We start from the raw sequence: 12879 nt of genomic DNA on the forward strand, positions 1-12879 counted from the left end.
CGTCAAGATTGGCCCAAGTCCCGAGTGGCTTGCTCGTCGCGTTACAGCTTGTGGTGGTCGCTCTATTAATAATGTAGTTGATGTTACCAACTACGTGATGTATCTGACCGGCCAGCCTCTGCATGCTTTTGACCTCGGAAAACTTACCAAGGAAGATGGCAAGTACCACATTGTGGTTCGTGCTGCAGAAGACGGTGAGCACATTGTGACGCTTGACGGAGAAGACCGCGAGCTCACGTCCGATATGACGGTCATCACAGATAACGGTAAGACTCCTATTGCACTTGCTGGTGTTATGGGTGGCCTTGACTCTGAAATTACCGAGAATACCGTTGATGTCCTTTTGGAATCCGCTGTCTTTGATAATGGCCACATTAGCCGTACCAGCAGAAACCTTGATTTGATGAGCGAGGCTTCTATTCGTTACGAGCGTCTTGTGGATCCAAACGGTTGCGCATCTGTTGCAGATATTGCAGCAGCACTCTTTGAGGAGTGCTGTGGTGCTGAGGTTTGCCCTGGTATCGTTGATGTATATCCAAAGGTAAAAGAGGCAGTAACTATTACGCTTCGTCCAGAGCGCGTCTGCGCACTTGCAGGTGCTCAAATTCCAGAAGAGTTTATGGTTTCTCGCCTTACGCGTCTTGGTTGCAAGGTTACTCCTGCAGACAACGGTGAGTTGAGCGTTATTGCTCCTACAAACCGCCCAGATCTTACGCGTGAGGTTGACCTTATTGAGGAAATTGTTCGCTTGTGGGGTGAAGGCGATATTGAGGCAACACTTCCTGCTGCTAGAAACCATGCAGGCGGTTTGACTTCAGATCAGCGTCAGATCAGAAAGATTGGCCGTACGCTACGCTCTCTTGGCCTCAACGAGACAAAGTCATATTTGTTCGCAAGTCCAGATGACCTCTCTAAGCTTGGTATGAGCGAAGAGGGAAGAGGCGTCCCTGTAAAGGTTATGAGCCCACTTGTTGCTGACCAGTCTGAGATGCGTCGCTCCATTGTTCCAGGTCTCCTGCGCTCTATTGCATACAACCTTGCTCATGGTGTCTCTAATATTGCCATGTATGAGCTGGGCCGTGTGCTCTTTGGACATAAGGATAAGAGTCAGCCAGATGAGCCAAGCTATGTCTGTGGCGTATTGGTTGGTCGTCCAGCAGATGATGCTTGGAATGCTAAGTATCCAGCCTACGATTTCTTTGATGCCAAGGGTATTGTTGAGGGCCTGCTTGAGGCACTTCGCATCCCTAAGGTTCGTTTCCGTGTAGCTGAGCCAGAGCAATACGGTTGGCTGCAGCCTGGTCGCGCTGCTGAGATTCTTGCAGGTAGCGAGACAATCGGTTGGGTTGGAAACATTCATCCTTTGTCGCTCCAGAACTTTGACATTGAGGTTCCAGTTATTGCCTTTGAGATTTCTGTTGCTTCACTTTTGCGTCTTTCTCAGAAAGACCTTCCTATTGTGGAGCCACCAACCTACCCAGGCATCTCAATTGACCTGGCAATTGTTGTTGATGAGAGCGTCACTGCAGAGCAGCTAGTTCAGCGTTTGAAGTCTGCTGGTGGCAAGCTCCTCTGCGACATCAGACTCTTTGACGTGTATCGCGATCCGCTGCGTGTTGGTGAGGGCAAGAAGTCCATGGCCTTCTCGCTCACGTATCGTGCAGACGACAGAACGCTTACTTCAGAAGAGGTTGAGAAGACCCACACAAAGCTTGTGGAGAAAGTTCTTCGTTCTACCGGCGGAGAAATTCGCGGATAAGCAGGTAATTGTAGTGCCAAGTTGGAACGTACATATTGCTCATGCTGACCGGCTCCTTGAGAAAGGAGCCGGTTGCTTGGACGTAGATATTCACTACCCTGATGCATTTCTGCTTGGAAACGTTGCTCCTGATGTGCACATTGGCTTTATGGTTCCAGACTATTCTCACAAGGTGAGGTACGGTCGAAGCCATCAGTCATACCCAGGAACGTTGCCTATTCCAAGTTACAGGCGCTATCAGCGTAATTTTATGGGTGGTCTTAATCCAGCCGAATATCTGTTACAGACTGACTTCATTCAGCCAAATGTATCGTATTGTTCACCTGAGCAGCGCAGCTTAGTAGATCAGCGCCAGCTCAGAGAGCTTATCGTGGGCATTTGGTGCCACCTTGTTTGCGACCACGTGTATAACACTCATACACGGGCATTTTTGCGTGCTCATAATATTCCGACAGGAGAAGATGCACGTATTCGTAAGCAAGCAGATTTTGATGTTTACGGGCGCTCGCTTGATATGAATCGTCTGCCAGAAGCATCTGATGAGCTCTTTGCAGTTGCCGCGGCTCATCCACAGTATGGGTTTACGCATTCAGATGTTGAGCAAACACTTCAGGTTATACAGCGCATTGCAGAGGGGAATCGCCAGAATAGTGTGAGCTCCCCGCAGTATCAAATGCTTGATACAGAGTTTTTCTCGTCAGCCTATAAAGAGGCAGAGGAAACGCTCGTTCAAGGATTTATGCTGCAAAAACATAACTAGTTCAGTTAAAGTTATATTCTTGCTTTTTTAAGATAGGTTTTGGAGGACGCTATGGAAAAGATGGAATCTCGCGGAACATTTACGGAGTATCTGCCTTCATACACCATTGGTGTTGATGCTTATAAGTCGGTACTGCACATTGTTAAGCGCTTTGGTAAAAATGCTGTAGTCATTGGTGGACCAACAGCAATGGAGAAGGCACGTCCAAAGCTTGAGGCTGCACTTGCGGGTTCTGAGGTTTCTATTTCTTCTTGGATTTCTTACGGCACTAACTCTACGCACGCAAATGCCAAGAGAATTGCAGCAATGCCTGAGGTTATTGCTGCTGATATGCTCTTCCTTGTTGGTGGTGGTCGTGCAATTGATGAGGGTAAAGAGATTGCAACTATTCTGGACAAACCATACTTTACCTTCCCAACACTTGCTTCTAACTGCGCTCCTGTAACAAGAATTGCTGTTTTCTATAAAGAAGACGGTTCAGCAGATACGTACTTTATTCCTGCTGAGCTTCCTGTTCACACTTTTATTGATACGCAGATTATTGCAGAGAGCCCTGATGAGTACTTCTGGGCAGGAATTGGCGACGCCTTCTCTAAGGGTCCTGAGGTTGAACTTTCTTCCAGAGAAGTTGAGCTGCTCCACAGCCCTCTTATGGGACGAGCTCTTGCCGCAGGTGCCTGCATTGAACCTCTGTTTGATAATGCAGAGCAGGCACTGGCAGATAAGCGCGCTGGTATTGTTTCTGAAGCATTTGAAAACGTTGTTCTTAACATCATCATTACCGCTGGTGTTGTGTCTAACATGACCACCAACATTGGTGCAGAGCGCGGTGCGTATTACTTCAATTCCTCAACCGCTCATGCCTTCTACAATGCCTTTACTGCTCTGGGCGAGCGTGGCGAGAAACACCTTCATGGTGAGGTCGTTTCCTTTGGTACCTGCGTTCTTTATGCCTTTGACGGCAACCTTAAGGCACTTGAGGAGCAGGTGGCGCTTAATAGAAAGCTTGGTCTCCCAACCACCTTGGCCAATCTGGACATTACTTCAGAATCTGTTGACGCTGACCTGGACATCATTGTTGAGCGAGCTCAGAAGACCAACGAGTGGGGTCGTGCTCCTTATGGATTTACAACTGATCGCTTCCGCCAGGCAATTCTTGATACCGATGCATATGGTAGGGCAGTTGCTTCTGGCGAGAAGGACCAAGAGACAGCAGCTCTTGATGTAATCGCTGCACATGCTCCTTCAGCTGAGACGGCTGTACCACGTAAGATGTAGTTGCAAGAAGCTTAGTAAGGTTGCTTTAGAGCGATTGTTTTCGAGAGGTATCTTTTCAAAAGATATTTCACGGTTATATAAAAAGTTTATGTATCAAATGGCAGTTTATTTGGATAAGCTGCCATTTCTTTTAGTTGCAATTTTTATTCACTATAATTAACAAAATTTAGCACAAACAAAAAATAACGTGTACGGTCGTTTTTTATCGGTGAAAGACATATTGAGTGTTTGTTACCGTGTTTTACCTTGTAATGGTTTATCTTAGTAACTATCAACTACGAGTATTGATGGATAACAAATCTATAAAATGCGTAGATTTCATAGATTAGCGCGGGGGTGAGCATGGCAGAGTTAAATGCATCGTTAGCAGTGAGTGACCAGGATGCATACTTGTTTGCGCAAGGAAAATGGTTCCAGAGCCACAAGAAATTAGGTGCACACCCTGCGGTTCAAGAAGATGGAGTTGAAGGTTATCATTTTGCGGTTTGGGCCCCCAATGCAGCCTCTGTCTCTGTTGTTGGAGACTTTAATAATTGGGATGATACTGTCAACGTTCTTTCTCGCTCAAAACATGGCGGAATCTGGGAAGGTTTTATTCCAGGAATCACCTCGGAAGTATTGTATAAATTCCTGATTGTATCCGCTTCTGGACAGAAGATTTTTAAGGCTGACCCTTATGGTACCTATGCGGAGGTCAGACCACATACGGCATCTATTACGTTTGACCCAGACGTGTACGTTTGGGAAGACGAAGCATGGATGAAGAGACGTGCATCGCTTAAGTTCCTGCATAGTCCTCTTAACATCTTTGAAGTTCATCTTGGGAGTTGGAAGCAGCATACTGACCTGACTGCCCAAGAGGAAGATTCTGCTGGTGCAGAAGCTGCAGAGCAGGCTGAAGAACCTAAAGACTACTTTGATACCAACGTAGATTCCTTCTACACCTATGATGATCTCTCAGAAGAGCTGGTAGCCTATGTTAAAGATATGGGCTACACCCACATTGAGCTTCTTCCTGTTATGGAGCATCCTTTTGATGGATCTTGGGGTTATCAGGTAACGGGTTATTTTGCTCCCACCTCAAGGTATGGCAATCCTGCCCAGTTCAAACACTTTATTGACTGCTGCCACCAGGCTGGTATTGGTGTTATTTTGGACTGGGTCCCAGGAGGCTTCTGTAAAGATGCTCATGGTCTAGCGGAGTTTGATGGTACCAAGCTCTTTGAAGAAAAAGAGCATCCTAACTGGGGAACTCTTAAGTTTGATCTTACTCGTGGTGAGGTTAGAAGCTTCCTTGTTTCTAACCTGCTCATGTGGCTGAAAGACTATCACGCTGATGGCATTCGTGTTGACGGTGTCAGTAGCATGCTGTATTTGAATTTTGGTATCGACGATCCTTCTCAGAAGCGCTTTAACCATAAGGGCACAGAGGAAGATTTGGATGCAAGCGCTTTCTTGCGTCTCTGCAACGAGACAGCTCAAAAAGAACATCCTGATATTTTGATGATTGCAGAAGAGTCCACGGCATGGCCGCTGGTTACCTATCCTCCCGAGGTTGGGGGACTTGGCTTTAACCTTAAGTGGGACATGGGTTGGATGAATGATACGCTGCACTATTGTCAGACTGATTTCCCTTATAGACCAGGTAACCACCGTCTTCTGACCTTCTCCAGCATGTATCAGTTCAATGAGAATTTTGTGCTGCCACTCAGCCATGACGAGGTTGTGCATGGTAAGTGCAGCCTTATTCAGCGCATGCCTGGAGATTGGTGGAGACAGTTTGCTGGCATGAGGGCTTTGGCGCTTCATCAGATGACTCATCCGGGCGCTAAGCTCAACTTTATGGGCAACGAGATTGCGCAGTTTATTGAGTGGCGCTACTACGAGGGCATTGAGTATTACCTGACTGAGGAGTATCCAACTCACGCTCACCAGCAGGCATTTATTAAGGCTCTTAATCATTTTTATAAGAACCATCCAGGACTTTGGCAGTATGCCTACGACAACCGTGGATTTGATTGGATTGACGCAGACAATAATGAGCAATCAATCATCTCTTTTGTTCGTCACGGAAGAAAACCTTCCGAGGACCTGGTTATTCTCATCAATTTTGACGTTGCAACCCATCAGAACTTCCGTTTAGGCATGCCTTCTGCAGGCGTGTGGAAAGAAGTATTCAATTCCGACGCAAAAGAGTTTGGCGGTTCGGGTATTGTGAATACTAAGAAACTTTCCACCAAGCCAGTGGCATGGAATGGAAGAGATTATTCGGTAGAGCTGTCTGTTCCTCCGCTTGGTGGCATTGTTTTAGCGTTTGAGAAAGAACTTCCAAAGAGGGGGAAGCATGGCCGTAAATAACGGACAAAACATTTTTACCGATAAACAAGATTTTGAAGAGCAGTATCGCGATAAGTTTATCAAGATTCTTGGCAAATACTATGGAGAGTGCACTGATCAGGAGCGCTATAACGTTCTTGCTCACCTCATTGCAGAAAAGGCGCGAGAAATTCAGTCAACCTCCTATATTCATGCTGACAAGCAGGTCTATTACTTTTCCCTTGAGTTCCTTCTAGGACCACTACTTGAGAATTACCTACTCAATCTTGGTATCACCGATGTTGTTGCAGAGGGCCTTAAAGAGATGGGCACCTCTCTTCAGGAGCTTGCTGCTCAGGAGGTAGACCCTGGCCTTGGCAATGGTGGTCTGGGTAGGCTTGCCGCGTGCTTCCTGGACTCCATGGCACACGAGGGAATGGCTGGCTTTGGTAATGGTATGAGATACCGCTACGGCCTTTTCCGCCAGGAGATTAAGGATGGACGCCAGGTAGAGCGTACCGATAACTGGTTAGCAAATGGATATCCTTGGGAAGTCAGAAAAGACGATTCCAGCGTACTGGTGCGCTTTGGTGGCACAGTTGTAAGGCATGAGGACGAGAACGGAAATTTCTGGTTCTCGGAAGAAGGCGGACAACTTGTTAAGGCTGTCCCCTATGATGTTCCAATTGTTGGTTATGGCGCAAAGACCGTAAATAAGCTGCGCCTTTGGTCAGCAGAGCCAGCTGAGGAAGACTTTGATCTTGATGCTTTTAACGCGGGTGATTACGCACGTGCTAATAAATTCCGTTCTGATGTTGAGGCAATTTCAACCATTCTGTATCCAAATGACTCTGGTGAGCACGGACGCATTCTTCGCTTGAAGCAGGAGTACCTGTTTGTTTCCGCTGGTCTTCAAACTATTCTTCGCGCTTATAAGAATAAGTACGGTGAGGATTGGGATCACTTTGCAGATCACGTCTGCATCCACACTAACGATACGCATCCAGCAATGTGCGGACCAGAGCTTATGCGTCTGCTTGTCGATGACCATGGCGTTGACTTTAACGAGGCATTTGATATCGCGAGAAACGCAATCTCTTATACCAACCACACCGTTATGCCTGAGGCTCTTGAGAAGTGGCCTATTAACACCTTCCGTGAGCTGCTTCCTCGCTTGTATATGTTTATCGACGAGGTTGATCGTTGCTATAAGGAGCAGCTGCTTGTTGACTCTAACGGCAACACCGAACTTCTCGCCTCAACAGCTGTGTTGTGGGATAACACCGTTCGTATGGCTAACCTCTCTATTTTGTTTAGCCACTCGGTTAACGGTGTATCTGATCTGCACACTAACATTTTGAAGCAGAGTGTTTTGAAGGATTTCTACAAGCTTCGTCCAGAAATCTTTAATAACAAGACTAACGGCATCTGCCACCGTCGCTTCTTGGCACAGGCTAATACCGCTTACGCAAAGCTTATTACTGAGGCTATCGGTACCGGCTGGCTTGATGATGCCAATGAACTTCAGAAGCTTTCTGCTTTTGAGAATAATGCTGAGTTCTTGGACAAGATGGACGCTGCAAAGAAAGAAGAAAAAGAGCGTCTTGCTGCATACGTCAAGAAGACAACCGGTGTTGAGATGGATACCAATACCATCTTTGATACGCAGGTAAAACGCTTCCATGCATATAAGCGTCAGCTGCTTAATGTCTTTAAGATTTTGTATCTCTACAACCGCATGCTTGATGACCCAAGCTATAAGCCAGCTCCAACAACCTTTATTTTCTCGGGCAAGGCTGCTCAGAGCTATACCTTTGCAAAGGAAGTCATTCGACTTATTCACTCCGTTGCAGACGTGGTTAACAACGACGAGCGCATTGAGGGTCGTCTGAAGGTTGTCTTTATTCCAAACTTTGCCGTTTCAAATGCACAGCTTATCTATGCAGCATCTGATATTTCTGAGCAGATTTCCGTTGCTGGTGCAGAGGCTTCTGGTACCTCAAACATGAAGCTTATGATGAATGCGGCTCTGACCCTTGGAACATATGACGGTTCAAATATTGAGATCTCTGAGCTTGCAGGACCAGAGAACATCAAGATTTTTGGTCTCCGTGCAGACGAGGTCCAACAGGTATATGCTTCCGGCACCTACTTTGCACAAAACCTACTTAACCAGAACCCAACGCTGGCTCGCATTGTAAATATGCTGACCGATGGTTCGTTGAGCCGACTCTCTGGCAACTTTGAGTCAATTCGCGACTATCTGTTGATTAACAATGATCCTGACCTGGTGCTTATTGACTTTGACGCATACGTGAAGGCATGGGAAGAGCTTACTCAGTCTTATGCTGATCGTCGTAGCTGGAATGCTCGCGCACTTCACAATACTGCAAACTCTGGTTTCTTCTCGGCTGATAGAACTATCAGGGAGTACATGGAAGATATTTGGCACGTGTAAGGATCTGCGTTTAGGTTCAATCGTCGTAAGACGTTGAGAATAAAGACCTCTGTTGGGGAGAGAGGAGATTTGGATATGAGCAAAAGGGAATGTCTTGCAATGCTACTTGCAGGAGGACAGGGAAGCCGCTTAGGTGCTCTGACCTCAAAAGTAGCTAAACCTGCTGTCTCGTTTGGTGGCAAGTTCCGCATTATTGACTTTGCATTATCCAACTGCGCAAATTCAGGAATTTCTACGGTAGGTGTTTTGACACAGTATCGTCCTTATTTGCTGCACTCTTACGTGGGATCAGGTAGTGCTTGGGACCTTGATGAGCGCGGTGGTGGAATTTCTATTCTTCCTCCCTTCGCAACACAGTCTGGTGGTGCGTGGTATGCGGGAACCGCAGATGCCGTCACCCAGAATATTGGTTACATTGAGCAGAATAACCCTGATTACGTACTAATTCTCTCTGGCGATCAGCTTTACCGTATGGACTACGGCGAGATGCTCGCCTGCCATAAGAAGAACAACGCAGACCTTACGATTGCCGTCATGCCTGTTCCTTGGGAAGAGACCTCTCGCTTCGGCATCATGTCCATTGATGATGAGGATAGGATCACCAAGTTTTCCGAGAAACCCAAAGAGCCAGAGTCCAACCTGGCGTCCATGGGAATCTATATCTTTAGCACAGACCTGCTTCTTGAGACTTTGCGTGAGGACGCAAAGAACCCTGAATCTTCTCATGACTTTGGCGGCGATATTATTCCGACGTTGCTTGATGATGGTAAACGTCTTTTTGCTTATCGCTTTGAGGGCTTCTGGCGTGATGTAGGTACTATTGCAAGCTATCATGAGACCAGCATGGATCTGCTTGGCTCTGAGCCTAAGTTTGACATCTTCTCGGACAAGTTCCCTATCTTGTCTAATGCTTCCACCCGTCCACCAGCGTACATTGGCGCTTTTGGAGAGGTAGACGACTGTCTGGTAAGCAACGGATGCCAGATCTTTGGTTATTCTCGCCATTCAATTTTGTCTACCGATGCCGTTATTGGTGAGGGAGCGCGCGTTATTGACTCCGTACTTCTTCCTGGCGCAGAAGTTAAACCTGGTGCGGTGGTTATTCGTGCAATTCTTGGCGAGAACGCTGTGGTCGAGAAGAACGTCCATATTGGCAGCTCTGATTTGAACAAGGAGATTGCTGTTGTTGGAAATGATGTAGTAGTCGAAAGAGGTGAGCAATAATGAATAGAGTAATTGGTCTTATTACCTGCAATTATGCGTCTACTAACATGGAAATCGCCAATGATGTACGCCCAATTGCATCCATGCCTTTCTTGGGAAGATATCGCCTGGTGGATTTTCCTCTTTCAAATATGGTTAATTCGGACATTAGTACCGTTGGTGTCATCATGCCATTTAACTATCGCTCACTCATTGATCACCTTGGCTCTGGTAAAGACTGGAACTTGGACCGCAAGAGCGGTGGCATGTTTATCTTGCCAGGATCCGCTTTTGGTACCTCTCACACAGGCGCTCGTTTCCTGCTCAGAGATCTGATTTCCAACAGACCTTATCTTGAGAGAACTGACGCAGAGTATGTTCTGTTGTCCACTTCAAACTTTGTTTACAACGCTGATCTTACCGAGCTGCTTGATCAGCATCTAGAGTCTGACGCGGACATTACCATGATGACCTACACCACTCGTTATAACGATAGAGATGTTGTTGGTGTTGAGCTTGAAGGTGACCGCGTAGTCAAGACACATAATGGTGTCCAGCGCGGAGATGAAGCTTCCCTTGACTGCTTTATTATCAAGCGTGACCTGCTTATTGATATGCTTGATTGGTATAGAGCTACTGATTATCTTGACCTCTTTGAGGCGCTTCATGCTGACTACAACCGTGTTAAGGTCCGTACCTTCCACTTTGAGGGCCATGTAGCATCTATCTTCTCAAAGAACTCTTATTATCAGGCTAACATGGAGCTTTTGAACCCCATGCCAGCAAATGAGCTCTTTACCCCAGAGCGTTCCATTAAGACAAAGGCTCACGATACCGCTCCTGCAAAATTTGAGATTGGCTCAAAGGTAAGTAACTCTACTATTTCTGCAGGCTGCCGTATCCGTGGATCTGTTACCGGTTCCATCCTTGGTCGTAACGTCATCATTGAGCGTGGCGCAGTAGTACGCGATTCTATTGTGATGGAAGGTTGCATTGTTAAGGAAGGTTCTGTAGTCGAGCACGCTATTGTAGACCGTTCTAATATTATTCCTGCAGGTACTGAGCTTCGTGGTACCAGCGAAGAAATTCTTCTTCAGCGTAAAAACAATAAGAGGGTGGCGTAATAATGTCCCAAGTCTCCAAGCGTCGCAAACTTCGCGTTGTCTATGCAAGTTCAGAGGTGGCGCCTTTTTCCAAGTCGGGCGGCCTTGGAGATGTCTCGGGTTCATTGCCACAAGCACTTAAAAAAGTAGGAGCAAGAGTGGCGGTTATCTCGCCACTCTACAGCTCCATTAAGCCCGAGTGGAAACAAAAGATGAAGAAGGTCTACGAGCTTCAGGTGCCTCTTTCGTGGCGCTTTGAGTATTGTGGGCTGTGGCATCTAGTTCATGAAGGCGTTGATTTTTACTTTGTAGATAACGAGTCTTACTTTGCTCGTGATGGCCTTTATGGCTACTTTGATGACGGAGAGCGCTATGCGTTCTTCTCCAAGGCTCTGTGTGAGCTGATTGCACACGTCCCAGAGCTCTCCTGCGACGTTCTGCACTGCAATGACTGGCAAACGGCACTGGCACCCGTATTTCTGCGTGAGCAGTATCAGGGCGTCCCTGAGGTCCACAACGTTAAGACGGTCTTCTCCATTCATAACGTCAAGTTCCAAGGCCAGTTTACTGACAAGATGCTCAGCGACGTACTTGGTCTTGCTGATATTCCTGCTGCAGTTGATCAACTGAGGTGTGACGCAAGCTCTATCAACTTTATGAAGGGCGCACTTTGCTACTCCGATTATCTGCTCACTGTTAGCCAAACGTATGCCCGTGAGCTGCAGACAGAGCACTTCGGAGAGGGAATGGATGATATCTTCCGTCGCCGTCAAAGTGTACTGCGCGGCATCCTGAATGGTATTGATATTGGTGCGTGGTCACCTGCAAGTGATCCTTATATTCCACAGAACTTCTCGGCACGTCATATGGAAGGTAAGGCTGAGTGTAAGCGTCAGCTGCAAGAGGAGCTGGGTCTTGAGGTAAATCCAGATGTACCTCTTGCGGTAATGGTTACGCGCTTGACCAACCAGAAGGGTTTGGGCCTGATTCGCTATGCGATGGACCGTCTCATTTGTGCAGGTATTGAGGTTGCTGTTCTAGGAACTGGCGACGCTGAACAAGAAGATGCTATGCGCTTCTTTGATGAGCATTACGGCAACCGTATGGCAGCACGTATTGAGTTTGATATTGCGCTTTCTCACCGTATGTATGCAGGTGCGGATATGTTCTTGATGCCATCAGAGTTTGAGCCTTGCGGCCTTTCTCAGATGATTTCTATGCGTTATGGCACGCTTCCTGTTGTTCGCGAGACGGGCGGTCTGGCAGATTCTGTAAAACCGTACAACCAGTTTACGGGAGAAGGAACCGGCTTTAGTTTTGCCAATCAAAACGCAGATGAAATGGCAGATATTATTCTGTACGCCGCCGATGTTTATAGAAACGATAAACAAGCGTGGGCAAATCTTGTAAAACAGGCGATGGCAGAGGACTTTAGTTGGCATAATGCTGCAAATGAATATCTTGACGTGTATCATTTACTACACCCTGAGATTATTAGGTATGTACGTCGTCGAGATTGGTAAGAATGCAGGCTTTTCACAACACCTCAAACATTGTTTGTAGAGATCCAAAAGGCGCGGTAGAACTAGGTACTTCAGCAACAATCAGAATATTTGCTTGGGACGATGATGTTCAATCAGTAACGCTTCGTCTCTGGCAAGAGTATGGCCCTGAATCGTCTTCAGAGGCCCAAGTTCTGTCTGGCGAGAAACGCGTGGTGATGCAAAAGAGTGATTTTGCTGGCGCGCTTCCGACTGGTGTACCTGCCTATGCGCAGTGCTTTGAGGCGATTGTTAAACCAGCTGCTACGGGCCTTATTTGGTATCGTTTTGAGCTTCAGGCTTCTGACGGAGCAGTTTGGTCATATGGCGCTCAAGAAAATAGATGCACCGGTGTTGGTAGCTTTGCCTATGGCGAGCCACCATCATTTCAGATTACTTGCTATAAGTCTCGTGGCAGCTTTGCAGGTGTAGAAGACCCTAGCTGGTACAAGGGTGGAGTT

The 12879-nt window shown here is 46.9% G+C and carries 8 protein-coding genes and 1 pseudogene; all 9 read left to right on the forward strand.

From position 1 onward, the window contains the following. A partial coding sequence (gene pheT / locus RWJ43_RS03630) for a phenylalanine--tRNA ligase subunit beta (RefSeq protein ID WP_314007874.1) occupies nt 1–1759 on the forward strand: 1759 nt, incomplete at its 5' end. Between the two features lie 13 nt (nt 1760–1772). Then, the gene (locus tag RWJ43_RS03635) at nt 1773–2519 is read left to right on the forward strand and encodes a zinc dependent phospholipase C family protein (RefSeq protein WP_314007877.1); all 747 of its coding nucleotides are present in this window, start codon (nt 1773–1775) and stop codon (nt 2517–2519) included. Nucleotides 2520–2570: 51 nt separating this feature from the next. After that, nucleotides 2571–3797, forward strand: a complete 1227-nt coding sequence (locus tag RWJ43_RS03640) for an iron-containing alcohol dehydrogenase family protein (protein ID WP_314007880.1) — start codon at nt 2571–2573, stop codon at nt 3795–3797. Nucleotides 3798–4139: 342 nt separating this feature from the next. Continuing rightward, nucleotides 4140–6155, forward strand: coding sequence for a 1,4-alpha-glucan branching protein GlgB (glgB, locus tag RWJ43_RS03645; protein WP_314007883.1), 2016 nt, complete (start codon nt 4140–4142; stop codon nt 6153–6155). Next, complete coding sequence (locus RWJ43_RS03650) at nt 6142–8571, forward strand: glycogen/starch/alpha-glucan phosphorylase (protein ID WP_314007886.1); 2430 nt, start codon at nt 6142–6144, stop codon at nt 8569–8571. The genes glgB and RWJ43_RS03650 overlap by 14 nt, the downstream gene beginning before the upstream one ends. Nucleotides 8572–8646: 75 nt before the next feature. After that, a complete protein-coding gene (locus RWJ43_RS03655) occupies nt 8647–9795 on the forward strand; it encodes a glucose-1-phosphate adenylyltransferase (RefSeq protein WP_035427911.1) in 1149 nt (382 codons plus the stop codon). After that, nucleotides 9795–10898: a glucose-1-phosphate adenylyltransferase subunit GlgD gene (gene glgD / locus RWJ43_RS03660; RefSeq protein WP_035427909.1), complete on the forward strand. Its 1104-nt coding sequence runs from the start codon at nt 9795–9797 to the stop codon at nt 10896–10898. The genes RWJ43_RS03655 and glgD overlap by 1 nt, the downstream gene beginning before the upstream one ends. A 2-nt stretch (nt 10899–10900) precedes the next feature. After that, nucleotides 10901–12400 carry a glycogen synthase GlgA gene (gene glgA / locus RWJ43_RS03665; RefSeq protein ID WP_314007893.1) on the forward strand — a complete coding sequence of 500 codons (1500 nt, stop codon included), beginning with the start codon at nt 10901–10903 and terminating at the stop codon, nt 12398–12400. A gap of 2 nt (nt 12401–12402) precedes the next feature. Next, nucleotides 12403–12879 (forward strand): annotated as a pseudogene (locus RWJ43_RS03670) (4-alpha-glucanotransferase); the annotation flags it as partial.

This window comes from Lancefieldella parvula (genome assembly GCF_963530955.1).
GTDB classification, from domain to species: Bacteria; Actinomycetota; Coriobacteriia; order Coriobacteriales; family Atopobiaceae; genus Lancefieldella; species Lancefieldella parvula_A.